Source organism: Streptomyces albus subsp. chlorinus, assembly GCF_013302895.1.
In the GTDB taxonomy this organism is placed as follows: domain Bacteria; phylum Actinomycetota; class Actinomycetes; order Streptomycetales; family Streptomycetaceae; genus Streptomyces; species Streptomyces chlorinus.
Genome location: NZ_VJOK01000001.1, coordinates 1170135 through 1196685 on the forward strand (window position 1 = coordinate 1170135; position 26551 = coordinate 1196685).

A 26551-nucleotide genomic window follows, 5' to 3' on the forward strand; every position below is an offset into this window, starting at 1 on the left:
CCGCGCGCGGGGGCACGGACGGTGCGGCCGCACGCGAGGGTGCGGGCGGGGCGGCCGGGTCCGTCGCGTCGGCCGGGGTGCCGGAGGGGCGCGGTGTGACGGCCGGCCGGGGCGGGGCGGCGGGGCGCTCGGGGACCGGGGCACGGTCGGCGTCGGTGCTCATGTGCGCCCCCTTCGCGTGCTACCGACCCACACGAACGCCTTGCGGAGCAGGCCGGTTCGCCGGGGCCACAGTGAACTGTTGCCGCGTGCCGTCCCGTCACGGCGTGCGGCGTCACTCTACGGTGCGGACCGGGAGGGTGGGCAACCCGGCCGAGACAGCGGTGGCAGCCCTGCCGAAGTGGGCGAACGCGCCGGTCCCCGGGCCGGTCGCCGTCGTTCCGGGGGGCTGGGCCGCGGGGCGCGGCTCTGGCAAGCTGCAAGGGTGTTCGATACGACTGCCGATCTCGCCGCCGTGCGCACCCGGTACGACCGCGCGACCGCCCATCTCGACGCGCCGCTCGCCCTGGTCGACCTGGAGGCGTTCGACGCCAACGCCGACGACCTGGTGCGGCGCGCCGGGGGCAAGCCGCTGCGTGTCGCCACCAAGTCCGTGCGGTGCCGGGCCCTGTTGGAGCGGGTCCTGGCCAAGGACGGCTTCCGCGGGGTGATGAGCTACACGCTGGCCGAGTCGCTGTGGCTGGCCCGTTCGGGCGTCCAGGACGTGCTGCTGGCCTACCCGTCGGCGGACCGTGCCGGGTACGCCGAACTGGCGTCCGACCCGAAGCTGGCGGAAGCGGTGACCGTGATGGTCGACGACCCCGCGCAGCTGGCGCTGATCGACTCGGCGCGCGACGGCGGCCGTGCGGAGATCCGCGTCTGTCTCGAACTGGACACCTCACTGCGTCTGCTGGGCGGCCGGGTGCGTGTCGGGGCCCGCCGCTCCCCGCTGCACTCCCCCGCCGCCCTGGCCGAGCTGGCGCGGGCCGTCCAGCGGCGCCCGGGCTTCCGGCTGGTGGGGGTGATGGGATACGAGGCGCATGTGGCGGGTGTGGGCGACGCCGTTCCGGGTGCGGCCCTGCGCTCACGTGCCGTCCGGCTGATGCAGGCGGCGGCACGGCGCGAGCTGTCCGCACGGCGGGCCGCGGCGGTGCGGGCGGTCCGCGCGGTGGCGCCGGAGCTGGAGTTCGTCAACGGCGGCGGCACGGGCAGCGTCCAGCACACCGCGGCCGAGGACGCCGTCACCGAGATCGCCGCCGGCTCGGGCCTGTTCGTGCCGCGCCTGTTCGACCACTACACCTCGTTCACCGGCCGCCCGGCCGCGCTCTTCGCCATGCCCGTCGTGCGCCGGCCGGGGGTCGGCGTGGTGACGGTCCTCGGCGGCGGCTACCCGGCCTCCGGTGCGGCGGGCCGCGACCGGCTGCCGCAGCCGTTCCTGCCCACCGGTCTGCGGTACGACCCGCAGGAGGGACCCGGCGAGGTGCAGACCCCGCTGCTGGGACAGCCCGCCGACGACCTGCTGATCGGGGACAAGGTCTGGTTCCGGCACGCCAAGTCGGGCGAGCTGTGCGAGCGGTTCGCGGCCCTGCACCTGGTCGAGGGCGACCGGGTGGTCGAGTCCGTGCCCACCTACCGGGGCGAGGGCATGACCTTCCTGTGACCCCCTGACGGGACTTGGGGGCGGGCCGTCGTCCCGGACGGCTCCGAGGCCCCCTTCCAGCCTCTCGTCCCAGACGGGTTCTCTGCTGCCGCCGCCCGTGCCCGGTGCCGGGAGGGGCCGGGGCACCGGCCTGGCGGGGCCGTCAGGCTCAGGCCCGCACCTCATGGCACACCCGTACGACGTGCGGGGGCGCCCCGGGAACGGACGCCCCCGCGCGGACGGCCGGGTCAGGCCTCGGCCCCGTACGCGGTGTCCTCCTGGTCGGGGATGACGGAGCCGTCGTCCCGGCGCACCGGGCCGGTCGAGCCGTCAGGGTTGGTGAAGGCGTCCTCGGCGCACGGGTACGGGTCCTCCTTGCGCGGCAGCGGTTCGATGAACATCGGGTTCACCGCCCAGCGGCCGTCGGCGTCGTCGTAGCCGCGGCACATGATCTCCGGCTTGTTCCGGTTGAGCACGAGGTGCGTGCCGGTGGCGTCACCGACGAACGCGACGTCGGTGTCGGCGTCGCCCCCGCCGATCGCGATGCGGTGCCGCCGGTCCTGCTTCTGCCAGGCCCGGGCGCCCTTGACGCCGAAGATCTCCTGGTTGATCACGCAGCGCTTGCCGTCGATGTAGGGGATGTCCTCCCCCTGGCTCACGCCGGTGCCGCCGCAGCCCCTGGTCCAAGTGGTGATGCGGCCGTGCCGCACGACGCTGCGGATGGCGAGGGTGTGCGCGCGGTCGATGCCGACGCCGCTGGACCACTCCTCGGTCACCGGCTCGGAGCCGGCAGAGACGATGTAGACGTCGAACCCGGCCTTCCGCAGCGTGCGGACGAGGTCCTTCTGCTGGTCGTAGTAGCGGCTGTAGGCGGGCAGGGTGTGGGTGCCGACGCGCTTCTCGCTGCCGACCGGCGCCGCCAGTGCCTCGTCCCGCGCGGCCCGTGCGTAGGAGCGGAGTTCCGCGACGGTGTGCCCCGCGAACAGCTGCGGGACCCACGCGTACTCCGGGACGGTGCGCCGGTGGTTCCACTCCCCCTCGAAGGCGTCCTGGCCGCTCATCGTCTCGGCTTCGCCGCGCACCTGGAGGATCTCGTCGGCGCAGGCGGTGTTCGTGGACGTCGGCAGGGGCTCGCCGACCGGCACCCGGGTGCCGCACGCCTTGGTGAGCGCCCGGTCGGCGGCCGGGGTGAGCCACTCGCTGGTGTCCGACCAGTCCTTGGGCCGCAGGATCTTGTCGTGCTCCAGGGCCCAGGCGATGGTCGCGTCGGTCGAGTCGTTCTTGACAATGGTGTTGTCCCAGTCGAACGCCGCGACCGGCCGGTGCTTCCCGCCCCGCCAGTGGGGTGAGCACACGCCGCGCTCGTCGATGGTGCGCTGGAGCTTCGCCCTGTTCTCCCCGTACCAGGGGAGGTCCTTGGACAGCTGGGGGCAGTGCCGGCCCGCGCCGTGGTGGCCGTGGGCCTGTGCGGGAACGGGTGCGAGGGCGGCTGCGAGGGCGGCTGCGAGGGCGGTCAGGACGGATCTGCTGCGCATCTGGCGCCTCTCCTGGGTTGTCGGCAGTGACCATGTGCACGCTACATCTGTCGCGGCACGGCCCTTGGCCGCCCCTGTCCCGCGTCGCCTGAGCGGTGCCACCGGTGACGCGGGACGAGCGCCCTACAACGGCGTGACGTACGCTCCCGTGATCCCCCCGTCCACCAGGAACTCCGCGGCGTTCACATAGGAGGAGTCGTCACTGGCCAGGAACGCCACCGCCGCGGCGATCTCCTCCGGCTCGGCGAACCGTCCCGCGGGCACGTGCACCAGCCGCCGCTGCGCCCGCTCGGGGTCCTTGGCGAACAGCTCCTTCAGCAGCGGTGTGTTCCCCGGGCCGGGGCACAGCGCGTTCACCCTGATGCCCTCCCGGGCGAACTGCACCCCCAGCTCCCGCGACATGGCCAGCACCCCGCCCTTGGCGGCGGTGTAGCTGATCTGCGAGGTGGCGGCCCCCATGACGGCCACGAAGGAGGCCGTGTTGATGATGGAGCCGCGCCCCTGGGCGCGCATGTACGGCAGGACGGCCTTGCAGCACAGGTACACCGAGGTGAGGTTCACCTCCTGCACGTGCCGCCACGCCTCCAGTCCGGTCTCCAGGATGGAACCGTCCTCGGGTGGCGAGATGCCCGCGTTGTTGAAGGCGACGTCGACCGATCCGCAGGCGTCGTTCGCCGTCCGGAACAGCGCCTCCACCTGCTCCTGGTCGGTGACGTCCGTCTGGACGAACAGTCCGTCGATCTCCTCGGCCGCCGACTTGCCGCGTTCGGCGTCGATGTCGGCGCACACCACGTGGGCGCCCTCCGAGGCGAGACGGCGGGCGGTCGCCAGGCCGATGCCGCTGCCCGCGCCGGTCACCACCGCCGTACGCCCGACGAGGCGGCGGCAGACGGCGGTCCGGTCGTCCTGGCTCACGAGGATCTGGTCGGTCCGGCTCACGAGCTCTCCTTGGTGCTGGGTTCCGTGCTGAGGAAGACGTTCTTGGTCTCGGTGAAGGCGGCGAGCGCGCCGGGGCCCAGCTCGCGTCCGAGCCCGGACTGCTTGTATCCCCCGAAGGGCGTGGAGTACCGGACGCTGCTGTGCGAGTTGACCGACAGGTTCCCCGCGGCGACCCCGCCGCTGACCCGCAGGGCGCGGCCCACGTCCCGCGTCCACACGGAGCCGGAGAGCCCGTACTCGGTCTCGTTGGCGAGCCGCACCGCCTCCTCCTCGTCCTCGAACGGGATGACGACGGCGACGGGTCCGAAGACCTCCTCCACGGCGACCCGGTCCCCCGGGGCGCCGGCCAGCACGGTCGCCGGGTACCAGAACCCGGGCCCCTCGGGGACGCTGCCCCGGATGAGGGCGGGCGCGTCCTGCGGCACGTAGCCGCGTACCCGCTCCAGCTGCCGCGCGGAGATCAGCGGCCCCATCCGGGTGGCGGCGTCCACCGGGTCCCCGGCGCGGAAGGCGTGCACGGCGGGCTCCAGCAGTTCCAGGAAGCGGTCGTGGACGGAGCGCTGGACCAGGATGCGGCTGCGGGCGCAGCAGTCCTGCCCGGTGTTGTCCAGGAAGGAGCCGGGCGCGCCCGCCGCCGCCTCTTCCAGGTCGGCGTCGGCGAAGACGATGTTGGGGCTCTTGCCGCCCAGTTCGAGGGTCACGCGTTTCACGGACGCCGCGCACCGGGCCATGATCCGCTTGCCGACGGCGGTCGAGCCGGTGAAGACGACCTTGGCCACGCGCGGGTGCTCGACCAGCGCCGTTCCGGTGACGGGCCCCTCGCCGGGCAGCACCTGGAAGAGCCCTTCGGGCAGTCCGGCCTCCAGGGCCAGCTCCGCCAGCCGCAGCGCGGTCAGCGGGGTGTTCTCGGCGGGTTTGAGGAGGACGGCGTTCCCGGCCGCGAGCGCGGGTGCCGTTCCCCAGGCCGCGACGGGCATGGGGAAGTTCCACGGGGCGATCACCGCGACCACGCCCAGCGGCTCGGCGAAGGTGATGTTCACGCCCCCGGCGACGGGGATCTGCCGCCCCGTCAGCCGCTCGACCCCGCCTGCGGAGTAGTCGAGCAGGTCGCGGACGTTGCCCGCCTCCCAGATGGCGTTGCTCAGCGGGTGCCCGGCCTCCCGGGTCTCGAGGACGGCCAGCTCCTCGATGTGCCCGTCCACCACGGACGCGAACCGGCGCAGCAGCCGGGCGCGGTCCGCCGGGGCGAGCCCCGCCCAGGCGGCCTGCGCGGTGGCGGCCCGCGCGACGGCGGTGTCCACCTGGGCGGGGGTGGTGGCGGGGACGGTGGCGACGATCTCCTCCGTCGCGGGGTTGACGATCTCCAGCTTCTCCGCCGGTGGCCCGGTGCGGTCTTCTCCGGATGCGTGGTGCACGGTGCGTCAGTCCTTACTCATATGCGCGCTGTACGCACATTCGATTTCCTGTCCACCTGAGCGGCATGTGTCCCTCACATGCGCTCGAAGGAGCGGTACCGCTCCCAGTCGGTCACGGCGGCGTCGAAGGCCCGCTGCTCCACGCGGGCCATGTTCAGGTAGTGCTCCACCACCTCGTCGCCGAAGGCGTCGCGGGCCAGGGCGCTGTCCTCCCACAGCTGGGCGGCCTCCCGCAGGGTGCCGGGGACGTGCGGCGCGTCCTGTTCGTAGGCGTTGCCGGTGCAGGCGGCGGGCAGCTCCAGCCGGTTGTCGACGCCGTGCAGTCCGGCCGCGATCATCCCCGCGACGGCGAGGTAGGGGTTGACGTCACCGCCGGGGACGCGGTTCTCCAGCCGGTGCCCGGCGCCGTGGCCGACGACCCGCAGCGCGCAGGTGCGGTTGTCGGGGCCCCAGGCGACGGCGGTGGGGGCGAAGGAGCCGGGCTGGAACCGCTTGTAGGAGTTGATGTTCGGCGCGTACAGCAGGGTGAACTCCCGCAGCGCGGCGAGCTGCCCGGCCAGGAAGTGCCGCATCAGGCCGGACATCCCGTACTCGCCCGTGCCGTCGGCGAGCACGGGGTTCCCCGCCTCGTCGCGCAGGGAGAGGTGGATGTGGCAGGAATTGCCCTCCCGCTCGTCGTACTTGGCCATGAAGGTGAGGGCCCGGCCCTCCTGGGCGGCGATCTCCTTGGCCCCGGTCTTGTAGATGACGTGCTGGTCGCAGGTGGTGAGCGCGTCGGTGAAGCGGAAGGCGATCTCGTGCTGCCCCAGGTTGCACTCGCCCTTGGCCGACTCCACGACCATGCCGGCGGCCCCCATCTCGTTCCGTATCCGGCGCAGCAGGGGCTCGACGCGTCCGGTGCCGAGGATGGAGTAGTCGACGTTGTACTGGTTGGCGGGTGTCAGGCCCCGGTAGGCGCCGTCCCACGCCTGTTCGTAGGTGTCCTGGAAGACCATGAACTCCAGCTCGGTGCCCGCGTAGGCACCCCAGTCGCGTTCGGCGAGCCGGTCGAGCTGGCGCTTGAGGATCTGCCGCGGCGAGGCGGCCACGGGTGAGCCGTCGTGCCAGGCCAGGTCGGCGATCAGCAGCGCGGTGCCGGGGTTCCAGGGGACGCGGCGCAAGGTGGCGTGGTCGCCGTGCATGGCGAAGTCGCCGTAACCGCGCTCCCAGGAGGCCATCGCGTAGCCGTCCACGGTGTTGAGGTCCACGTCGACGGCGAGCAGGTAGTTGCAGCCCTCACTGCCGCCGTCGAGGACGTGCTGGAGGAAGTACGGCGCGGCGAACCGCTTTCCCTGGAGGCGTCCTTGCATGTCGGTGAAGGCCAGGACAACGGTGTCGACCTCGCCCGCGTCGACAAGTCCTCTCAGCTCTTCGACGTCGAGGGGCGGTGTGCTGTCTGCCACGAGTGGGCCTCCTGTCCGATGCACGGAAGCCATAAGGTAGCCATGGAGACCATTGCAACGGAAGAGGGTGCCATGCGTTCCACACCGGAGGACGACAGGCTGGCCACGGTGCTGCGTACGGTACGCGCGGGCAACGGGTTCGAGGAGGCCCTGGAGCAGATACTCCAGATCGTCCGGCTCGGCCTGGTGCCGGAGGGCGGACGGCTGCCGGCCGAGCGGGAGCTGGCCGAGCGGCTCGGCATCAGCCGCGTCACCCTGCGCGAGGTGCTCAAGGTCCTCGCCGAGCAGGGCGTGGTGGTCAGCAGGCGCGGCCGGTACGGCGGCACCTTCGTCCTGCCGCAGCCCAGGACGGGCGACCCGGCGGCGGCTCCGGCGCCGGTGCCCACGTCCGACCTGGTGGACACCCTGCGCTTCCGTGAGGTCCTGGAGGCGGGCGCCGCCGAACTGTGCGCCTCCCGCGGCCTGTCCGCCCAGGAGGCCGCCCGGCTGCGGGGGGCGCTGGAGGCCACCGGCGAGGCGGCGCTCACCGACTACCGCCGGCTCGACACCCTGCTCCACCTCACCCTGGTCGAACTGGCGGGCTCACCCTCGCTGACCGCGCAGTACGCCGCCGTGCGGGCCAAGCTGAACGAGCTGCTGGGCCGCATCCCGCTGCTGGTGCGCAACCTGGAGCACTCGCAGCGGCAGCACGCGGCGCTGGTGGCCGCGGTCCTGGAGGAGGACAGCGACGCGGCCCGGGCGGTGGCCCGCGAGCACTGCGCGGGCACGGCCTCACTCCTTTGGGGATTTCTCGCGTGAACTGTGCGGAAGCTGCGGACTTTTGGTGCCGTATGCCCCGCAACGCCGCTTCCCGTTACCTCCCGTTCACGTACGAGGGGTTGCGCCTGACCGCTCAGGGCCACAAAGGTATGCCAGCACACCAATGGCCGACGGCGGGAGTCTGGCACATGACCGAACAGTCCGCGTCCCCCACCGATCCCATGGGCGGCGGCCTCCCGGCGGCGCCCGGCGGCACGGCAGCACCCGGCGGCACGGCACGGCCCGACCCCGCCGCGGCGTACCTGGAGCGCCGTGCGCTGCGGCGCGGCAGCGCGGGGCCGTTGCTGCTGACCGGTCTCGGTGTCGCCTACGTCGTCTCGGGCGACTACTCGGGCTGGAACGCGGGCCTGGCCGAGGGCGGCTTCGGCGGACTCGCCGTCGCCGCCGTCCTCATGGGCCTGATGTACGCCTGCATGGTCTTCGCCCTGGCCGAGCTGTCCGCCATCCTGCCCACCGCCGGCGGCGGTTACGGCTTCGCCCGCCGCGCCCTGGGCCCCTGGGGCGGCTTCCTGACCGGCACCGCCATCCTCATCGAGTACGTGCTGGCCCCGGCCGCCATCGTCTGCTTCATCGGCGACTACGTCGAATCCCTCGGCCTGTTCGGCCTGGAGTCCGGCTGGCCCGTCTACCTGGTCTGCTTCGCCCTGTTCCTCGGCGTCCACCTGTGGGGCGTCGGCGAGGCGCTGCGCTTCTCCCTCGTCGTCACCGCGATCGCGGTCGCCGCGCTGCTGGTCTTCGTCGCGGGGGCCCTGACCGAGTTCCACACCGGCGCCCTGGACGACATCCCCGTCGACCACGGCGCCTTCGGCTCCGGCTCCTGGCTGCCGTTCGGCCTGCTGGGCATCTGGGCGGCGTTCCCCTTCGGCATGTGGTTCTTCCTCGGCGTCGAGGGCGTCCCGCTCGCCGCCGAGGAGACCCGCGACCCGGCCCGTACGCTGCCGAAGGCGATGGCCTGGTCGATGGGCATCCTGCTGCTGCTCGCCCTGCTCACCTTCGTGGCCGCCACCGGGGCACGCGGCTCGTCGGCCATCCAGGACGTGGGCAACCCCCTGGTCGAGGCCCTGGAGCCGCACGGCGAGGCCACCGCGCTCTCCCGCGTCGTCAACTACGCGGGCCTGGCCGGGCTGGTCGCCTCGTTCTTCTCCCTCATCTTCGCCGGCTCCCGCCAGCTGTTCGCGCTCTCCCGCGCGGGCTACCTGCCCCGCTTCCTCTCCCTCACCAGCCGCCGCAAGGCCCCCTACCTGGGTCTGCTGCTGCCCGGCGCCCTCGGCTTCGCCCTCGCGGCGGGCAGCGGCGACGGCGCGACCATGCTCAACATCGCCGTCTTCGGCGCCACCATCTCCTACGCCCTGATGTCCCTCTCCCACATCGTGCTGCGCAGGCGCGAACCCCACCTGGACCGCCCCTACCGCACCCCCGGCGGCATCCTCACCTCCTCGGTCGCCTTCGTCCTGGCGCTGGCGGCCCTGGTCGCCACCTTCCTGGTGGACAAGCAGGCCGCGCTGATCGCCCTGGCGGTGTACGCGGCGGCCCTCGCCTACTTCGCCCTCTACTCCCGCCGCCACCTGGTGGCCGCCGCCCCGGAGGAGGAGTTCGCGGCACTGGCGAAGGCGGAGGAGGAACTGAAGAGCTGAGGAGCCGGGGAGGGACTCCCACAGCTCCCGTCCGCCGAGGACCCACCGGCGCACCGCTCTCCGCCGAAGACCCACCGACGCACCGCACTCCACCGAAGGCCCACCGACGCACCGCAGCGCACCCGCACACAGGAGCACCCCCGTGGCACCACCCCTCATCGGCATCACCACCTACCTGGAACCCTCGGCCCGCTGGGGTGACTGGCACCTGCCCGCGGCCCTCCTCCCGGCCTCCTACCACCGCATGGCGCACCGGGCGGGTGCCCGCGCCGTCCTGGTCCCGCCGGACGAGGACCCCCGGGCGGCGGCCGACCTGGTCTCCCGCCTCGACGGCGTCGTCACGGCGGGCGGCCCCGACGTGGATCCGGCCCGCTACGGCGCGGAGCGCGACCCGCGCACCGGACCCGCCCATCCCGAGCGCGACGCGTGGGAGCTGGCCGTCACCCGGGAGGCCCTCGCCCGGCGCGTGCCGCTGCTCGCCGTCTGCCGGGGCATGCAGATCCTCAACGTCGCACTGGGCGGCACCCTCGTCCAGCACCTGCCCACCACCGGCGCCCACCGGGGCGCCACCGGGGTCTTCGGCACCCACGAGGTCGCCCCCGTACCGGGCACGCTACTGGCCAAGGTGCTGGAGTGCGACGCGGCCGTCTCCGTGCCCACCTACCACCACCAGGCGGTGGACGAGCTGGGCGAGGGGCTGGTGGCGAGCGCCTACGCCACCGGCGACGGCACCGTCGAAGCGCTCGAACTCCCGGACGCGGACAGCTTCCTGCTCGCCGTCCAGTGGCATCCCGAGGCGGGCACGGACCTGCGGCTGATGCGGGCCCTGGTGACCGCGGCCCGGCGCGGCCTCAGCGGGTGAGGGCCAGCAGGTCCCGCGCGGGGCCGGTGGGCCGGGAGCCGCGCGGCCAGACGGCGCGCAGCGCGCGGCTCAGTTCCCCGCCGCCGACGGCGACCTCGACCAGCCGGCGTGCCGACAGCTCCTCCCCCACCGCCAGTTCGCTCAGGACGGCGGGCCCGGCGCCGCTGACGGCCGCGGCCTTGACGGCCGTGGTGGAGGCCAGTTCCAGCAGCGGTGGCGCCAGCCCGCCGTGACCGGCGAGCGCGGCGTCCAGGACCTGCCGCGTCCCGGAACCCGGCTCGCGCAGCACCAGCCCGGTGGCCGCCAGTTCCTCGCGGCCGACCGGTGTGCGGCGCCGGGTCCAGGGGTGGCCGGGCGCGGCGACGACCAGCAGCCGGTCGCGGGCGATGACGGTGCCGTCCAGGCCGGGAGGCGTCCCCAGTCCCTCCACGAAGCCGAGGTCGGCCTCGCCGTCGAGAACCATACGGGCCACGGCGGCGCTGTTGCCCGCGCGCAGCGAGACGGCGGTGCCGGGCCGCCCCGTGCGCAGGGCGATCAGCCAGCCGGGCAGCAGGTACTCGGCGATGGTCATGCTGGCGGCGACGGTCAGCTTGGAGTCGCGCCGGTCGCGCAGCGCGCCGACACCCGCGTCGAAGGCCTCGGCGGACTCCACGATGCGCCGCGCCCAGTCGGTGACCAGTACGCCGGCCGCCGTCAGCCGCGAGCCGCGCGGGGAGCGCTCCAGCAGGGTGACGCCGAGCATCCGTTCCATGGAGCGGATGCGGCCGCTGGCGGCGGGCTGGCTGACGCCCGTCTCGCGCGCGGCCCGGCCCAGGCTGCCGAGCCGGGCGACGGCCAGCAGCAGTTCCAGCGCCCCCAGGTCCGGCACCCGGTGCGACAGCCCGCGGGGGGACGTCCGGTCCGGCGCGCTGTTGTCCGCCGCCCGCTCACGGGTTCGGCCGTCCACCGGGCTCATAGGCTCACCTTATGCCCCCATAGGGGAATGCGCCCTGGTGGGAGGGCCCTGGTCGGGAGGAGCGTGGAGTCATGACCGCTTTCCCTTCGCCGCACCTGGTACCCCAGGACCCGCCGACGCCGCCGGGCACCGCGGCCCCGCCCGGACCCGCCGGGTCCGACGCGCTCCCCTCCCGGCTGCGCGCCCTCGGCCCGAACTGGTACGCGTCCGTGATGGGCACCGCCATCGTCGCCGGCGCCGGTGCCGCGCTGCCCGTCCACCCGCCGCGCCCCGTGCTCGAAGCCGTCTGGGCGCTGGCGGCGGCGCTGCTGGCCGTCCTGCTGGTGGCCCGCGCGGGGCACTGGCTGCGCCACCCCGACCAGGCGCGCGCCCATCTGCGGGACCCCGCGGTCGCACCGTTCTACGGCTGTCTGGCGATGGCGCTGCTGGCGGTGGGCGGCGCCGCGCTGGCGCTGCGGGTGCCGGGATCGGTGGGCACCGACACGGGGCTGTGGGCGGCCGGTACGGCGGTAGGGCTGGTGGCGACGGTGACGGTGCCGTACCTGATGATCACCCGGCACGAACTGGCGCCCGGCAGCGCCAGCCCTGTCTGGCTGCTGCCCGTGGTGGCGCCGATGGTCTCGGCCGCGCTCGGTCCGCCGCTGGCCGCCCATCTGCCCGCCGGACAGCCCCGGCTGACGATGCTGCTGGGGTGCTACGCGCTGTTCGGGATGAGCCTGCTGGCAACGCTGCTGATCCTGCCGCTGGTCTTCTCCCGGCTCGTCCACCACGGCCCGCTGCCCGCACCGCTCACCCCGCTGATGTTCCTGGTGCTGGGCCCGCTGGGGCAGTCCACGACGGCCATGGGCAACCTCGCCGACGCCGCGCCCGGCCTCTTCGGGGCGCTCCCGGTGCTCTACGGCGTGCCGGTGCTCGGCTTCGCCCTGCTGTGGCTGGCCCTCTCCACGGCCCTGGTGGTGCGCGCCGCCCGCCGGGGCATGGGCTTCTCCATGACGTGGTGGGCCTTCACCTTCCCGGTGGGGACGTGTGTGACGGGCGCGGCGGCGCTGGGACGGCACGCCGGAGCGGACGCGTTCGGCTGGCTGGCCGTCGGGCTGTACGCCGTCCTGGTCACCGCCTGGCTGGCCGCCGCCGTCCGGACGGCCTGCGGGCTGGTCAGCGGAGCGCTGCTCGCAGCGCCGCGCCGATGACCCGCGGCGCCTCGGCCAGCGAGGGCCCGTACCAGGTGAGGTGCCGTCCGCTGACGAGCGCCGCGGGCATCCCGGGGAACGCCTCGGGACCGTCCTCGGCCGTGAATCGGTAGGGCTCGTCGGGCAGGACGACCAGATCGGCCCGGGCCGGGTCCGCGAGCTGCTCCAAGGGGATGCGGGGGTAGCGCTCGGCGTGGCCGGCGTGGACGTTGCGGACGCCGAGGTGTGCGAGGAGGTCGCCCGCGAAGGTGTCGCGGCCCAGCACCCTCCACGGTCTGCGCCAGACGGGGACCACCGCGCGCAGGTCGCGGCCGGCGTGCTCGGCGCGGGCGCGGTCCCAGGCCCGCTCCGCGTCGTCCAGCCAGCCGGGGCGGCGCAGGCCGCAGCCCTCGGTGAGTACCCGGTGCAGTTCGGCGAAGCCCTGTGCGAGGCTGCGGACCTCGGTCACCAGGACGCGCAGCCCCGCCTCGCGGAGTGCCCGGACGTCCTGCGGGCGGTTCTCCTCCTCGTTGGCCAGGACGAGGTCCGGGGCGAGCCGGACGACGGCCGCCACATCGGGGTTCTTGGTGCCCCGGACCCGGACGACATCCAGGTCTCCCGGGTGGCCGCACCAGTCGGTGGCGCCGGTCAGCAGGCCGGGCGCGGTGACCGCCACCGCCTCGGTGAGGGAGGGCACCAGGGACACGACGGACCGGCATCTCATGGCCGGCACCCTACGCGGGGCCCGGACCGGGCGGTACCGTGCCAGGAAGGTGATGATCCGTCTCATTCGTTTCAGCAGGGGAGGAAACGGTACCCCTCCCTGCATGGTCAGCATCGGATACTTTCTTGCCTGCGAGGAGTTCGGTCCAAAGGAGCTGGTCCGCCAGGCGCGGATGGCCGAGGAGGCCGGCTTCCAGCGGCTGTGGATCTCCGACCACTTCCACCCGTGGACCGACGCCCAGGGCAGCAGCCCCTTCGTGTGGTCCGTGATCGGAGCGCTCTCGCAGGTCACCTCGCTGCCGGTGGGCACCGCCGTCACCTGCCCCACCTTCCGGATGCACCCGGCGATCGTCGCGCACGCCGCGGCGACGGCGGCGGTGCAGCTGGAGGGGAGGTTCACGCTCGGCGTCGGCAGCGGTGAGGCCCTCAACGAGCATGTGCTCGGCCAGCACTGGCCGCCGCCGGGCGAGCGGCTGGAGAGGCTGGAGGAGGCCGTCCACCTCATCCGCCGGCTGCACACCGGGAAGCGCACCACCTTCCGCGGCGCCTACTACCGGGTGGACGAGGCACGGCTCTACACGGTGCCCGAGGAGCCGGTGCCCATCTCCGTCTCGGCGTTCGGGCCGAAGGCCACCAAGGTGGCCGCCCGCATCGGTGACGCCTTCTGCACCGCCTCGCCGAACGCGGAACTGGTGAGCCGCTACCGGGAGGCCGGCGGCGGGCGGCGGCCGGTGCAGGGCGGGATGAAGGTGTGCTGGGCGCCCAGCGAGGAGGAGGGGCTGGATACGGCCCACCGGCTGTGGGCCACCGAACTGCTGCCGGGCCGGCTGCCCTCCACGCTGACCCGGCAGAAGGACTTCGCCGCCGCCGCTTCCCTGGTCCCGCGCGACGACGTGGCCGCGCAGATGGTCTGCGGGCCCGACGCCGAACGCTACCGGGCCCGCCTTCGGGAGTACGCCGACGCCGGGTTCGACGAGGTGTACGTGCAGCAGATCGGGTCCCGCCACGAGGAGTTCTTCCGCGTCTGGCAGGACGACATCCTCCCCGCCTTCCACGGCGGATGACGACGGGGCTCCCGCCCGCCCCGGTCCCAGGCGCGGGCGGGAGCCCCGCTCATTCCGGCTCCCAGGGCATCCGGGCCGTCTCCCCCTCGGCGAGCAGCGCCATCATGGTGAACAGCTTGTCGGAGAAGCCGCCGATCTCGAACCGGTTGGGCCGCGAGGTGTCCAGCGCGGACGGCGCGTACCCGGAGGTGTTGACGCCGAACACCGGCACGGACGCCGGCACCGCCTCGGAGACCGAGACGCCCCGCGCCCCGGTCCCGGGGTGGTGGAGGGCCTGCATGTCCGAGACGATCACGACGCGGTCGTGGCCGTCGTAGGCCGCGCGGAGGGCCGCCACCGTCTCGGTGCCGTACCCGACCTCGCCCAGCCGGGCGCGGAACGCCTCGACGTCCCGCAGCACCGAGCCGCCGGGGGTCAGCTCGTGCCGGAAGTGCCCGGAGGCGAACCCGTACATCTCCACCTGGGCCCCGCGGTGCGCGAGCACCGCGCCGAACAGCGCGCCGACATCCGCGTGCGTGACCGTCGAGCGCGCCGAGACGGTGCCCTGCATCGAGCCGGAGGCGTCGACCAGGAGCAGCGTACGGCCGGGCAGCGCCGGGACGTTGGCGGTGGCGGCAGCGAGAGCCTGCTCCAGCGCGTGGGCCCACCGCAGCGAGGGCGCGGCCCGGTAGGCGGACAGGAACCGGTACGGGAACTGCCGCGAGCGCGCGATCTGCGACGGGTCCCGCAGCCGGTCGAGGACCGGCCGCACGGCCTCGTCCGACAGCCCCGCGCGGTCGAAGTTGCGCAGGTTGCGCAGCTGCGCCATCAGCCCCATCGACGGCAGCACGGCCTCCCAGGCCGCGGCGTCCATCGGCCCCTGGAGCCAGCCCGCCAGTGCCTCCCAGGTCATGCCCGCGCGGGCCAGGGCACGGGGGCCGTCGGGCCGGGCGAGCAGACGGGCGCGCTCCTCGGCGGGAACGGCCAGCAGTTCGGCGCGGGCCCGGACGGTCGGCAGCGTCGCGGGAATCCGGTCGCCGCGGCCGTGCCGCCGGTCGAGCGCGTGCCGGAAGAGGTCGCCCTGCCACGGCTTGTCCGGGTCGGGCGCCGCGTGGGTGAGTTCCAGGACGTCCCCGAAGCGGAAGCCGTGGCTGTCGGTGTCGTACTTGAGCAGCGCCCTCTCGGTGTAGAGGCGGCGTACCGCGTCGGCCAGCCCGCGCTTGACGGGCTTGGGCACGGCACGGCCGAAGGCCGACGTCCAGTAGGCCAGGAACTCGCCGGGCTCGTCCGCGCGGCGGCAGGCTGCGGAGACGATCGCCCGGTTGCCGCCGTGCCTGCCCTCGGCCAGCCGGGCCCAGACGGCGTGCGCCGCGGCGACCAGCGACGCGGAGCGCATCTGCGCCTCGTCGCGCAGCCAGCCCACGAAACGGGCCGTCCACGCGCCGTCCTCGACGGCGACGGTGTGCACCAGGTCCGCGTACCGGTCGTCGCGCTCCTTCGCCGACTCGTAGAAGGTGTCCTCGCCGGCCATGTTGACGACGGCGAGCAGCACCAGCTCCCACCTGGCGTCGCGCACGTACGCCTTGCCGCCCTGGTGGGTGACCGTGAGGGCGGTGCGCGTGGAGGCACGCGGACGGTTGAACTTGCTCATGACTTCCCCCGCGTTGTTTCGGCTGTGCGCCGGAATCCGGGAGACGCGCGCACGGCACTCCGGAAGGCGCCCGAGGACCAAAAGCGGCGACGGCCGGGTTCAGGAAGAGTGAAGTAACCGTCACCTGCGCACCGGGCGCTCCCCCGAGGTGCCGAGCGCGCCTCCCGAGACCGGACGCGACGACGGATTCAGGATTCGAACCTGTTTCATCCACCAAAGAAGTAACCGCCGTCTTCGCACCGGGAGGTGCGTTCGTTCACCTCCCCGACGGTAGGCCGACGCGGTCGGCGCGTCATGCGAATTTCCGGCGCGCGGGAAGCGGCCCCGGGCCACGCGGTGAACGCGTGGCCCGGGGCCGCTCGGTGTCGCTGGGTCAGGCGGCGCCGGTCATGTGACCGGGGCCAGCTTGTCCTCCAGGCCGGGGCGGGAATCCAGCCACTTGCGCGCGGATTCCTTCTCCTTGCCCTTGCCGCCGCTTTGGATGGCGGCTTCGAGCGACCCGAGGTCCTTCTCGGACAGCTTGAAGTCCTTCAGCCAGCCGTACAGCTCGGGGAAGTCCTTCGCGAAGTCCTTCTTGGCGGTGATGTGGATGTGGTCGCCCTTGCCCCAGGAGCCCTTCGGGTCCTTGAGCTTCTTCATCGGGTACTTGCTGTAGACCCAGTGCGGGGACCAGGTGGTCGTCAGGATCGGCTTCTTCTGCTTCGTCGCCTTGTCCACATCGGCGAGCATGGAGGAGGTGGACGAGGAGACGACCTTGTACTCCTTGTCCAGGCCGTAGTCCTTGAGCACCTGCTTGAGGATCTTCATCTCGCCCGCGCTGGACTCGATGCCGGTGATCTTCCCGCCGAACCTGCCGCCCTTGCCCTTGAGGTCCGCCAGGGAGTCGACGCCCTTGACGTACTTCGGCACCGACAGCTCCAGCGAGGTGGGGCCGTACCAGGAGCCCACGTCGGTGAGCTTGTCCTTGTACTTGCGCCAGTACTGCTCGTGCGTGGTGGGCAGCCAGGCGTCCGTCTGGAAGTCCATCCGCCCCTGGGCCATGGCCGTGTAGAGCGGGCCCGGGTCGAGCTGCTTGACGTCGGGCTTGTAGCCGCGGTCCTCCAGGATGTTCTGCCACAGGTAGGTGGTCGCGATGGCTTCGTCCCAGGGGAAGTAGCCCATGGTGACGGCCTTGCCGGCGTCCTTGCCCTGCTTCTTGTGGCCGCCGGGCACCGGCACCATCTTGTCGAGGAAGCCGGGGCGGTCCTTCAGCCAGTCCTTGACGGCCTTCTGCTCCTGCCCCTTGGGGGCGCCCTGGATCCTGTCCTCCAGGGAGGTGAGCTGCTTCTCCGTCAGATGGAAGTTCCTCAGCCAGCTCGCGACGACGGGGTTGTCCTCGGCGAAGCCCTTGCGGGCGACGTTGTAGAGCTTCTCGCCCTTGCCGAAGGAGCCCTTGGGGTCCTTCAGCTTGGTCAGGTCGTAGGCGTTGTACGCCCAGTGCGGCGACCACAGCGTGACGACGACCGGCTCCTTCTTCTGGAGGGAGCGCTTCAGCTCGGAGAGCATGGAGGAGGTGGACGAGGAGACGACCTTGTACTCGCCCTCCAGGCCGTAGTCCTTGAGGACCTTCTCCTTGAGGATCTTCATCTCACCGGCGCTGGACTCGATGCCGATGATCTTGCCCTTGAACTTCTTGCCCTGCCCCTTGAGGTCCTCCAGGGACTTGACGCCCTTGACGTAGGACGGGACGGTCAGCTCCAGCGAGGTGGGGCCGTACCAGTCGCCCAGCTTCTCCATCCTGGAGCCGTACTTGTCCCAGTACTGCTGGTGCGTGGTCGGCAGCCAGGCGTCCGTCTGGAAGTCCGTCTGCCCCTGCGCGAGGGAGGTGTAGAGCGGGCCGGCGTCCAGCTGCTTGAGCTGGGGGGAGAAGCCGCGCTGCTCCAGCGCCTCCTTCCACAGGTAGGAGGTGGCGATGCCCTCGTCCCAGGGGATGTAGCCCATGGTGAGCTGCTTGCCCTTGCCGACGTCGGTGCTGCCGCCCGCCTCGTCCTGGGAGCCGGAACCGGCGAGGTTCATCCCGCCCGCGATCACGGCGAGGATCACGACGCCGCACAGCGCGACGGCGGTGCCCGGCTTGTAGCGGGCGAAGCGCAGCCGGCCCATCATCGCGGTGGCCTTGGCCGCGGCGCGGCGGCCCAGCGGTGAGACCCGCGCGTTGAGGGCGCCGGTGATGCGGTCCAGGTACATGGCCAGGATGACGACGGCGACACCGGACTCGACACCGAGGCCGATCTGCACCTGGGTGACGGCCGCGTAGACGCGCTCACCGAGGCCGGGGGCGCCCGCCATACCGGCGATGACGACCATGGACAGCGCCAGCATGATGACCTGGTTGATACCGGCCATGATCGTGGGCAGGGCCAGCGGGAACTGCACCCGGGTGAGGGTGTGCTTGGGGCTGGTGCCGAACGCCTCGGCGGCCTCCACCAGCTCGCTGTCGACCTGCCGGATGCCCAGCTCGGTCATCCGGACACCGGGCGGCATCGAGAAGATGATCGTCGCCAGCAGACCGGGGGTCGTGCCGACGGAGAAGAACATCACGCCGGGGATGAGGTAGACGAAGGCGGGCATCGTCTGCATGACGTCCAGCACGGGGCGCACGGCGGCGCTGACCGCCTTGTTGCGCGCCGCCCAGATGCCCGTCGGTACCGCGATCACCAGCGTGATGACGGCGGCGGCCAGGACGAGCGAGAGCGTGTTCATCGCCTCGCCCCACAGGCCGAACGAGTCGATCAGCACGAACCCGGCGAAGGCGATGACGCCCGCGGCCAGCCCGCGCAGCCAGAAGGCGATGACGGCGAGGATGCCCGCCAGCAGCAGCGGCTCGCCGCCGCTGAGGACCGCGTTGATCCCGTCGTACAGCCCGGTCAGTACCGTGTTGATGAAGTCGAAGAGCCAGCCGAGGTGCTTCTGCAGCCAGTCGACGGCGCTCTCGACCCAGTTGCCGGGGTGGAACTCAGGCACGTGCGGTCACCCCGGCGTCCTCGGTGCCGCGGCCGGCCGGGGCGGAGTCCACCCGGGGCTCCTCGGCCAGCGCGGACAGCAGCCGCTCGCGGTCGATGACGCCCACGGGGGTACCCGTCTCGTCCGTGACGACCATGGTGTCCTCGCTGGTGGAGAACGGGGAGAACAGCTCGGCGATCGGCGTCTCGGCGGTGACGGTCGGCGCCTTGCCGAGTCCGCGGCCCTGGACGGCGGCGGCGTCGGTCCTGGCGTCCTCCATGATCGAGCCCGCGGTCAGCACGCGGGAGCGGTCGACGTCCTGGATGAAGGAGGCGACGTAGTCGGTGGCCGGGCGCACCAGGATGTCCTCGGCGGTGCCGATCTGGACGATCCGCCCGTCGCGCATCACGGCGATGCGGTCGCCCAGGCGCATGGCCTCGTTCAGGTCGTGGGTGATGAAGACGATCGTCTTCTTCAGCGTCTTCTGCAGCTCCAGGAGCTGGTCCTGCATGTCACGGCGGATCAGCGGGTCCAGGGCGCTGAACGACTCGTCCATCAGGAGCAGATCGGCGTCGGTGGCCAGGGCCCGGGCCAGGCCGACGCGCTGCTGCATGCCGCCGGACAGCTCGTCGGGCCAGGACTTCTCCCAGCCCTTGAGCCCGGCCAGCTCCAGTGCCTCGGTGGCGCGCCGCTCGCGCTCCTCGCGCGGGACGCCCTGCACCTCCAGGCCGTAGGCGGCGTTCTCCAGCACGCTGCGGTGGGGGAAGAGCGCGAAGTGCTGGAAGACCATGCTGATCTTTCGGGCGCGTACCTCGCGCAGCTCGCGCGGGCGGAGCGCGGTCAGGTCCTCGCCGTCGAACAGGACCCGGCCCGAGGTGGGTTCGAGGAGGCCGTTGAGCATCCGCAGCAGCGTGGACTTGCCGGACCCGGACAGGCCCATGACCACGAATATCTGTCCCTCTTCGACTTCGAAGGAGGCATCGATGACGGCCGCGGTGGTGCCCTGGGCACGCAGCTGGTCGCGGTCCGCCCCGGCTTCCAGCCGGGCCACTGCCTGGTCTGCTCTCCTCCCGAACACTTTGTACAGGTGTTCGGCTCTCAGCCTGGACACATTCACCTTCTCGCGTCGACAACAGGTACCGGCATTCCCCCACGCTTCGGTTTGCGCGACGCATCGCTCATTGCAAACGCCGCAAACAGTGCATACCGGAAAGGTGCACCTTACACGAAGGCTTTGCCAGAGGGCTCCTACTCAAAGATCGCGACTCCAAACCGGTAGTGACGCGCTTCATACCGGCGAAAACGGGCGGGACGACCATCACCGCCACGGAAACGCACGGAGCGGAACCGCACGCTCGCTGTCGGTCCCGTACGGCATCATCGGCCCGTGACCATCACCACAGCGAACACAGCAAACGCGCCGCGGGACCCTGACGGCCCCCGGCTGATGCTCCTGGACACCGCCTCCCTCTACTTCCGCGCCTACTTCGGCGTCCCGGAGTCCGTCCGCGCCCCGGACGGCACCCCCGTCAACGCCGTGCGCGGACTCCTCGACTTCATCGCCAGGCTGGTGCGGGACCACCGCCCCGACGCCCTGGTGGCCTGCATGGACGCCGACTGGCGCCCGCGGTGGCGGGTCGAGCTGATCCCCTCCTACAAGGCCCACCGCGTCGCCGAGGAGGTCACCGGCGCCCCCGACGAGGAGGAGACACCCGACACCCTCGGCCCGCAGGTCCCGGTGATCGAGCAGGTGCTCGACGCCGTCGGCCTCGCCAGGCTGGGCGCCGAGGGGTACGAGGCCGACGACGTGATCGGCACCCTGGCGGCCCGGTCAGCGGGACCGGTCGACATCGTCACCGGGGACCGCGACCTCTTCCAGCTGATCGACGACGAGCGCGGTGTGCGGGTGCTCTACCCGGTCAAGGGCGTCGGCGACCTGGCCGTCTTCGACGGTGCGGCACTGCACGCCAAGTACGGCGTCGACGGCGCCGGTTACGCCGACCTCGCGGTGCTCCGGGGCGACCCCAGCGACGGCCTGCCCGGCGTCCGCGGCATCGGGGAGAAGACGGCCGCCACCCTGCTGGCGCGGTACGGCGACCTGGAGGGCATCCGGGCCGCCGCCGCCGACCCGGTCTCCCGGCTCACCCCCGCCCAGCGCACCAAGCTCAAGGAGGCCGCCGGGTATCTGGACGTCGCACCGAAGGTGGTCCGGGTCGCCCGGGACGTGGCGCTCCCGGAGGCCGACCTCACGCTGCCGCGGGTCCCGCGCGACGCGTCCGGGCTGGCACAGCTCGCCGAGCGGTGGGGGCTCGGCGGATCGCTGCAACGCCTGCTGACGGCACTGGCCGGTTGATCACCACGGCGGCCGGGCCTGGTAACTTAGGCATGCCTAAGTTACGGTGCGCTGAGAGTGCCCGTCCTTCACGTCGTGCCCAGGAGGCCCCGTGCCAGACCGCCCCGTCCGTCCGGCCCGCCAGAAGCCGCAGCTCCACCACGCACGCGTGGTCCGCACCGAGCGGCTGACGCCGCACATGGTGCGCGTCGTCCTCGGCGGCGACTCCCTGGCCGGCTTCCCGGCCGGGGAGCACACCGACCACTACGTCAAGCTGCTCTTCCCGCGCCCCGGTGTCAGCTACCCCGAGCCGTTCGACATCGAGCGCATCCGCGCCGAGCAGCCGCGCGACCAGTGGCCCGCCATGCGCACCTACACCGTGCGGGCCTGGGACCCGGACGCGCTGGAGCTGACCATCGACTTCGTCGTCCACGGGGACGAGGGGCTCGCCGGGCCCTGGGCCCTGAACGCCACCGCGGGCGACGAGGTGCGCTTCCTGGGGCCCGGAGGCGCCTACTCCCCCAGCCCCGACGCCGACTGGCATCTGCTCGCCGGCGACGAGAGCGCACTGCCCGCCATCGCCGCCTCGCTGGCCCGCGTGCCCGCCGGCGCGCCCGTGCGGGCGTTCATCGAGGTGGCCGGCCCTCAGGAGGAGCAGCCCCTGGCGGCGCCGCCCGGCGCCGAGGTCGTCTGGCTGCACCGGGGCGCCGACCCGGTGGGACGGCGCCTCGTCGCCGCCGTCCGCGACCTGGACTTCCCCGCGGGCCGGGTGCACGCCTTCGTCCACGGTGAGGCCGGATTCGTGAAGGAGCTGCGCGGGCACCTCAGGCTGGAGCGCGGCATCGCCCGCGAGCAGCTGTCCATCTCCGGCTACTGGCGGCTCGGCGCCGACGAGGACGGCTGGCAGGCGTCCAAGCGGGAGTGGAACGCCCAGGTCGAGGCCGAGCAGGAGGGCCGGCCCACCGCGGCCTGAGAGCACCCCGGCCCCTCGGGCGGGGGCGCTCCCGGCGCCCCCGCCCGCCCTTCCCTCAGCGTTCCAGCGCCCTTCGGGGGCAGTGGCGCGGCCCCGTCACCGGGTTGCACCGCACCGGGCCGCGCGTACCGGGCAGTTCCGCGACGTAGTCGGAGCCGTAGCGCGCCGCCATCCCCGGCACGGGGAAGTCGGTGCTCACCATCTGCGCGCCCGAGGAGAGGGCGTCCCGCAGCATCCCGGTGTCCCCGCTGCGCGCCTGCTCCAGCGGCACGTCGGAGCGGGTGCGGACGAAGAAGCCGCGCCGCACCAGGTCGCGGATGACCGCCTGGTTGGCCCCGCGCGGGTCGTTCACCTTCATGAACGCCGCGTCGGGCCGCCCGGGTTCGGAATCGGTGAACAGCACCCGCCCCTGGAGGCTCTCGCGTCCCCGGGCGCGGTAGGCGTCCTGGATGTCCTGGGCGTCGTTGTCCATGAGGAACACGACCTGGCCGCGGGTGTCCCGCACCCTCGGCCAGCCGTGCCGCAGCACCGACTGCTCCAGCGTCCTGCCGGGCCGCCGGATGTCGTCGGGGGTGACCATCTCCTCCTCCCCGAAGACGGACCGGATCTCCTCGTCCAGCGCGTCCAGCATGGCCGTGTCCCAGGGCGGACTCTTGGCGCCGCCCTGCTCCTCCAGCCTGGGGTCGGTCTTCTTCAGCTCCAGCAGGATCGGCACGGCCACATGACCGGGCCTCTGCCGGGACCACTCCTCAACCTGCCGCAGACAGCCCCGCAGGGTCACACACGTCGAGCGGTAGTCGAAGTCGGCCCAGTGCAGCACCTTGAAGCCGGGCTTCTTCAGCTCCGGCTCGTCCAGCGGCGGCAGCCCGGCGCGCTTGCGCAGCAGCGGATCGGCGTAGAGGCCGCCCTCGGGGTCGGGGAACACGTCGAGTTCGATGCCGCGCGCCCGCTGGCGCTCGAACTGCGCCGGCAGCGAGGCATGGCTGTAGAGCAGCGTCTGCCAGTTCGGGTCGTACCGGGACATGACGCTCTGCTCGGCGAGGGAGGTGGTCTCGCGGTGGTAGCTGTTGTGCGTGGCCATCGCCTGGAGCTGGGTCAGCCGCAGGCCGCCGGCCGGATCACCGGACCCGCCCCGCCCGGCGGCGCCAGGCTGGGCGGCCGCACCCGGCTGGGCAGCGGCGCCCAGCGAGGCGAGCACCGCGACGGCGGCGACGGCCCCGGCCCAGCGGCGGAAGCGGGAGGCGGCCCCGGTTCTTCTTCTCGTACGCACTTCGGCCCCCTGTCGGGTACGGGTGGGCGAGGACGGCGCGGCATCGCGCGGGACGCACGCGAGAGTGCCGGACCCGTACGGCGCCACGGTGCCCGGCAGTTGACGCACGCCTGAACATCCCGCCCGGGGGCCTCGGCGTCAACACCGCGGTCACCGCAGCCCCCAGGCCAGGCCCAACCAGCCCCGAGCCGAGTCCAGCCCCGGCAGGTCAGCCCGAAGCAGGTCAGCGCCGGCCCCCTGCCCATGCCCATCGCGCCCTGGCGCGGACGCGGACGCCGGCTCTCAGCCCACGCTGGAGTACGCCACCACCCCGCGCAGCATGCCGTCGATCGCCCTGCGGGCGTTCCTGGGCACCGTCCCGCCCTCGGGGGCGGCGGCGGCCAGCTGGCCGAGGACGTCGATGACCTGCTTGCACCAGCGGACGAAGTCACCGGCGGGCATGTCGGCCTCCCGGAGCACCTCGTCGAGGCCGTGGCCGTCCGCCCAGCGGTAGGCGGCCCAGGCGAAGCCGAGGTCGGGTTCCCGCTGGCCGACGCCCTCGGCGGCCGTGATGCGGTGGTCCTCCTCCAGGGCGTCCAGCCGGCCCCAGATGCGCACCATCTCGCCCAGCGCGGCGCGGGCCCGGCCACCGGGCAGCTTGGGCGGCAGCGCGTCGTCGGTACTGCGTGACTCGAACACCAGGGCGGACACGCACGCGGCCAGTTCCGCGGGCGGCAGCCCCTCCCACACCCCCTCGCGCAGGCACTCGGAGGCGAGCAGGTCCAGTTCGCCGTAGAGCCGTGCGAGCACCTGGCCGTCCTCGGTGACGTGGTCGCCGGAGAGGTAGCCGAGTTCGGACAGCAGCGCGTAGACCCGGTCGAAGGTGCGCGCGATGGTGTTCGTACGCCCCTCGATGCGCCGCTCCAGCTGGCGTGTGTCCCGCTTGAGCCGGTGGTAGCGCTCGGCCCAGCGGGCGTGGTCCTCCCGCTCGTCGCAACCGTGGCAGGGGTGCTGGCGGATGGCCTTGCGCAGCCGCGCGATCTCGGGGTCGTCGGCGGCGGCCGAGCGCTGTCTGCGGTGCCGCTCGGGCGCGTGGTGGCCCGCCTTGGCACGCAGCGCGGAGGCCAGATCGCGGCGGGACTGCGGGCTGCGCGCGTTGAACGACTTCGGGATGCGCATCCGCTCCAGCGGCTCCACCGGCACCGGGAAGTCGATCGCGCCCAGCCGCTTGACCTGCCGCTGCGCGGTCAGGACGAGCGGGCGCGGCCCCTCGCCGCCGGTGCCGCCGTCGAAGCCGCGGCGGTGCGCGGAGCCCCGGCCCCCGGCCACGCCCGGGTCCAGCACCAGCGCGAGACCGGCGAACTTGCCGGTGGGCACATGGATGACGTCGCCCGGCCTGAGCCGCTCCAGCGAGGCGGCCGCCTGGGCCCGGCGCTGGTTGGCGCCCTGCTTGGCCAGCTCCGTCTCACGGTCCTTGAGTTGCCGGCGCAGCGCCGAGTACTCCTCGAAGTCGCCCAGATGGCAGGTCATCGAGGCCCGGTAGCCCGCCAGGCCCTCCTCGTTGCGCTGCACCTGCCGGGAGATGCCGACCACCGAGCGGTCGGCCTGGAACTGCGCGAACGACGTCTCCAGCAGCTCCCGCGAGCGGTGCCTGCCGAACTGCGAGACGAGGTTGACCGCCATGTTGTACGACGGTTTGAAGGAGGAGCGGAGCGGATACGTCCGCGCGCCCGCCAGGCCCGCCAGCGCGCCCGGGTCCATGCCGCGCTGCCACAGCACCACGGCGTGGCCCTCGATGTCGATGCCGCGCCGCCCGGCGCGCCCGGTCAGCTGCGTGTACTCGCCCGGGGTGATGTCCGCGTGCTGCTCGCCGTTCCACTTGACCAGCTTCTCCAGCACCACGGAGCGCGCGGGCATGTTGATGCCCAGCGCCAGGGTCTCGGTGGCGAAGACCGCCTTGACCAGACCGCGGACGAACAGTTCCTCGACGACCTCCTTGAAGGTGGGCAGCATGCCCGCGTGGTGCGCGGCGATGCCCCGCTCCAGCCCCTCCAGCCACTCGAAGTAGCCGAGGACGTGCAGGTCCTTGTCCGGGATGTCGGCGGTGCGCCGCTCCACGATCTCGCGCACCCGCGCGCGGGCCGCGCTGTCGTTGAGCCGCAGCCCCGAGTAGAGGCACTGCTGGACGGCGGCCTCGCAGCCCGCGCGGCTGAAGATGAACGTGATCGCCGGGAGCAGGCCCTCCGAGTCCAGCCGGTCGATCACCTCGGGGCGGCTCGGGGTCCAGATCCGGGCACGCTGCCGCCGCTCCCGCTCGCGGTCGGCCTCCCGCTGCGGGCGGCCCCGCCGCCGGTCGCGCCCGCCCCCCACCCGGCTGTTCTCCATCCGGGCCATCCGCACCAGGTCGGGGTTGACCTCGCGCTTGTCCCCGGACTCCTCGAACAGGTCGTACATCCGCCGCCCGGCGAGCACGTGCTGCCACAGCGGCACCGGGCGGTTCTCGGAGACGATCACCTGGGTGTCCCCGCGCACCGTGTCCAGCCAGTCGCCGAACTCCTCGGCGTTGGAGACGGTCGCCGAGAGGGAGACCAGCGTCACCGAGGCCGGGAGGTGGATGATCACTTCCTCCCACACGGCGCCGCGGAAGCGGTCCGAGAGGTAGTGGACCTCGTCCATGACCACGTAGCCGAGCCCCAGCAGCGATTTGGAGCCCGCGTACAGCATGTTCCGCAGCACCTCCGTCGTCATCACGACGATGGGGGCCTCGGAATTGACGCTGTTGTCACCGGTCAGCAGCCCGACCTCGCGGGCGCCGTACCGCTTGACCAGGTCGTTGTACTTCTGGTTCGACAGGGCCTTGATGGGCGTCGTGTAGAAGCACTTGCGGCCCTGGGTGAGGGCCAGGTGGACGGCGAACTCGCCCACGATGGTCTTGCCTGAGCCGGTCGGCGCCGCGACCAGCACTCCCTTTCCTGCTTCGAGGGCTTGGCACGCCTCGATCTGGAACGGATCCAGATCGAAGTCGTACATGTCACGGAAGGGGGCGAGAGCGGTGGCCTCATCCGCAGCGCGCCTGCGGGCCGCCGCGTACCGCTCCGCGGGGGACAGATCCTCGGTCATCGTGACTACGAGCCTACCGGTCACCCCTGACACAGCTCACGATCTTTACCGGCTGATGGGGCAAAACCTCAGGTCAGCGCGGCCAGGGCG

General features: G+C 72.8%; 19 protein-coding genes. 8 read left to right on the forward strand and 11 right to left on the reverse strand.

The window, feature by feature from the left end; all coding sequences use genetic code 11:
* Positions 1-424 precede the first annotated feature (424 nt).
* The gene (locus FM076_RS05400; protein WP_173868775.1) at positions 425-1639 is read left to right on the forward strand and encodes an alanine racemase; all 1215 of its coding nucleotides are present in this window, start codon (positions 425-427) and stop codon (positions 1637-1639) included.
* A gap of 227 nt (positions 1640-1866) precedes the next feature.
* Here the strand turns inward: FM076_RS05400 and FM076_RS05405 are convergent, their stop codons facing one another.
* The 4 genes from FM076_RS05405 to FM076_RS05420 form a co-directional block, all read right to left on the reverse strand.
* On the reverse strand, positions 1867-3153 hold the full coding sequence (locus FM076_RS05405) for a haloacid dehalogenase-like hydrolase (protein WP_173868776.1): 1287 nt from the start codon (positions 3151-3153) through the stop codon (positions 1867-1869).
* A gap of 123 nt (positions 3154-3276) precedes the next feature.
* Positions 3277-4092, reverse strand: a complete 816-nt coding sequence (locus FM076_RS05410) for a 3-oxoacyl-ACP reductase (protein WP_345944897.1) — start codon at positions 4090-4092, stop codon at positions 3277-3279.
* Positions 4089-5507, reverse strand: a complete 1419-nt coding sequence (locus FM076_RS05415; protein WP_173868777.1) for an aldehyde dehydrogenase family protein — start codon at positions 5505-5507, stop codon at positions 4089-4091. The genes FM076_RS05410 and FM076_RS05415 overlap by 4 nt, the downstream gene beginning before the upstream one ends.
* Positions 5508-5581: 74 nt before the next feature.
* Positions 5582-6949 (reverse strand): glutamine synthetase, encoded by a 1368-nt coding sequence (locus FM076_RS05420; RefSeq protein ID WP_173868778.1) that lies wholly within the window; start codon positions 6947-6949, stop codon positions 5582-5584.
* A gap of 72 nt (positions 6950-7021) precedes the next feature.
* Here FM076_RS05420 and FM076_RS05425 point away from each other — a divergent pair, with 72 nt between their 5' ends.
* The 3 genes from FM076_RS05425 to FM076_RS05435 all read left to right on the forward strand — a co-directional run bounded on the left by FM076_RS05425 (position 7022) and on the right by FM076_RS05435 (position 10264).
* A complete protein-coding gene (locus FM076_RS05425; RefSeq protein WP_173868779.1) occupies positions 7022-7747 on the forward strand; it encodes a FadR/GntR family transcriptional regulator in 726 nt (241 codons plus the stop codon).
* A gap of 149 nt (positions 7748-7896) precedes the next feature.
* The gene (gene eat, locus FM076_RS05430) at positions 7897-9402 is read left to right on the forward strand and encodes an ethanolamine permease (RefSeq protein WP_173868780.1); all 1506 of its coding nucleotides are present in this window, start codon (positions 7897-7899) and stop codon (positions 9400-9402) included.
* Positions 9403-9544: 142 nt separating this feature from the next.
* The gene (locus FM076_RS05435; RefSeq protein ID WP_173868781.1) at positions 9545-10264 is read left to right on the forward strand and encodes a gamma-glutamyl-gamma-aminobutyrate hydrolase family protein; all 720 of its coding nucleotides are present in this window, start codon (positions 9545-9547) and stop codon (positions 10262-10264) included.
* Here the strand turns inward: FM076_RS05435 and FM076_RS05440 are convergent.
* Entirely contained in the window at positions 10254-11219 is a 966-nt protein-coding gene (locus tag FM076_RS05440) for a LysR family transcriptional regulator (protein WP_428814691.1), read from the reverse strand. The two genes, FM076_RS05435 and FM076_RS05440, sit on opposite strands and share 11 nt — an antisense overlap.
* A gap of 71 nt (positions 11220-11290) precedes the next feature.
* Here FM076_RS05440 and FM076_RS05445 point away from each other — a divergent pair, with 71 nt between their 5' ends.
* The gene (locus tag FM076_RS05445) at positions 11291-12409 is read left to right on the forward strand and encodes a TDT family transporter (RefSeq protein WP_173868782.1); all 1119 of its coding nucleotides are present in this window, start codon (positions 11291-11293) and stop codon (positions 12407-12409) included.
* Here the strand turns inward: FM076_RS05445 and FM076_RS05450 are convergent.
* Entirely contained in the window at positions 12375-13112 is a 738-nt protein-coding gene (locus FM076_RS05450) for a helical backbone metal receptor (RefSeq protein WP_173868783.1), read from the reverse strand. The two genes, FM076_RS05445 and FM076_RS05450, sit on opposite strands and share 35 nt — an antisense overlap.
* Positions 13113-13215: 103 nt before the next feature.
* On the opposite strand from FM076_RS05450, the gene FM076_RS05455 reads away from it, so the two are divergent.
* Positions 13216-14175 carry a TIGR03557 family F420-dependent LLM class oxidoreductase gene (locus FM076_RS05455; RefSeq protein ID WP_173868784.1) on the forward strand — a complete coding sequence of 320 codons (960 nt, stop codon included), beginning with the start codon at positions 13216-13218 and terminating at the stop codon, positions 14173-14175.
* A 49-nt stretch (positions 14176-14224) separates the two neighbouring features.
* Here the strand turns inward: FM076_RS05455 and FM076_RS05460 are convergent, their stop codons facing one another.
* From FM076_RS05460 to FM076_RS05470, 3 genes are all read right to left on the reverse strand, one after another.
* Positions 14225-15805, reverse strand: coding sequence for a TROVE domain-containing protein (locus tag FM076_RS05460; RefSeq protein WP_173868785.1), 1581 nt, complete (start codon positions 15803-15805; stop codon positions 14225-14227).
* Between the two features lie 387 nt (positions 15806-16192).
* On the reverse strand, positions 16193-18808 hold the full coding sequence (locus FM076_RS05465) for a glycine betaine ABC transporter substrate-binding protein (RefSeq protein WP_173868786.1): 2616 nt from the start codon (positions 18806-18808) through the stop codon (positions 16193-16195).
* Entirely contained in the window at positions 18801-19898 is a 1098-nt protein-coding gene (locus FM076_RS05470) for a betaine/proline/choline family ABC transporter ATP-binding protein (RefSeq protein WP_173868787.1), read from the reverse strand. Before FM076_RS05470 ends, FM076_RS05465 begins: the two co-directional genes overlap by 8 nt.
* 336 nt (positions 19899-20234) lie before the next feature.
* On the opposite strand from FM076_RS05470, the gene FM076_RS05475 reads away from it, so the two are divergent.
* Both FM076_RS05475 and FM076_RS05480 read left to right on the forward strand, forming a co-directional pair.
* A complete protein-coding gene (locus FM076_RS05475; RefSeq protein ID WP_173874525.1) occupies positions 20235-21140 on the forward strand; it encodes a 5'-3' exonuclease in 906 nt (301 codons plus the stop codon).
* 91 nt (positions 21141-21231) lie between these two features.
* Positions 21232-22092 (forward strand): SIP domain-containing protein, encoded by an 861-nt coding sequence (locus tag FM076_RS05480; RefSeq protein WP_173868788.1) that lies wholly within the window; start codon positions 21232-21234, stop codon positions 22090-22092.
* A 55-nt stretch (positions 22093-22147) separates the two neighbouring features.
* Here FM076_RS05480 and FM076_RS05485 read toward each other — a convergent pair whose 3' ends face one another.
* Both FM076_RS05485 and FM076_RS05490 read right to left on the reverse strand, forming a co-directional pair.
* Positions 22148-23362 carry a Ca2+-dependent phosphoinositide-specific phospholipase C gene (locus FM076_RS05485; protein WP_173868789.1) on the reverse strand — a complete coding sequence of 405 codons (1215 nt, stop codon included), beginning with the start codon at positions 23360-23362 and terminating at the stop codon, positions 22148-22150.
* Positions 23363-23644: 282 nt separating this feature from the next.
* Complete coding sequence (locus FM076_RS05490) at positions 23645-26461, reverse strand: DEAD/DEAH box helicase (protein WP_173868790.1); 2817 nt, start codon at positions 26459-26461, stop codon at positions 23645-23647.
* Positions 26462-26551: the final 90 nt, after the last annotated feature.

Coding starts and splice junctions, on each gene's coding strand:
- FM076_RS05405 (WP_173868776.1), bottom strand. CDS start 3,153: ATGCGCAGCAGATCCGTCCTGACCGCCCTCGCAGCCGCCCTCGCAGCC.
- FM076_RS05425 (WP_173868779.1), top strand. CDS start 7,022: ATGCGTTCCACACCGGAGGACGACAGGCTGGCCACGGTGCTGCGTACG.
- eat (WP_173868780.1), top strand. CDS start 7,897: ATGACCGAACAGTCCGCGTCCCCCACCGATCCCATGGGCGGCGGCCTC.
- FM076_RS05440 (WP_428814691.1), bottom strand. CDS start 11,219: ATGAGCCCGGTGGACGGCCGAACCCGTGAGCGGGCGGCGGACAACAGC.
- FM076_RS05445 (WP_173868782.1), top strand. CDS start 11,291: ATGACCGCTTTCCCTTCGCCGCACCTGGTACCCCAGGACCCGCCGACG.
- FM076_RS05450 (WP_173868783.1), bottom strand. CDS start 13,112: ATGAGATGCCGGTCCGTCGTGTCCCTGGTGCCCTCCCTCACCGAGGCG.
- FM076_RS05455 (WP_173868784.1), top strand. CDS start 13,216: ATGGTCAGCATCGGATACTTTCTTGCCTGCGAGGAGTTCGGTCCAAAG.
- FM076_RS05460 (WP_173868785.1), bottom strand. CDS start 15,805: ATGAGCAAGTTCAACCGTCCGCGTGCCTCCACGCGCACCGCCCTCACG.
- FM076_RS05475 (WP_173874525.1), top strand. CDS start 20,235: ATGCTCCTGGACACCGCCTCCCTCTACTTCCGCGCCTACTTCGGCGTC.
- FM076_RS05490 (WP_173868790.1), bottom strand. CDS start 26,461: ATGACCGAGGATCTGTCCCCCGCGGAGCGGTACGCGGCGGCCCGCAGG.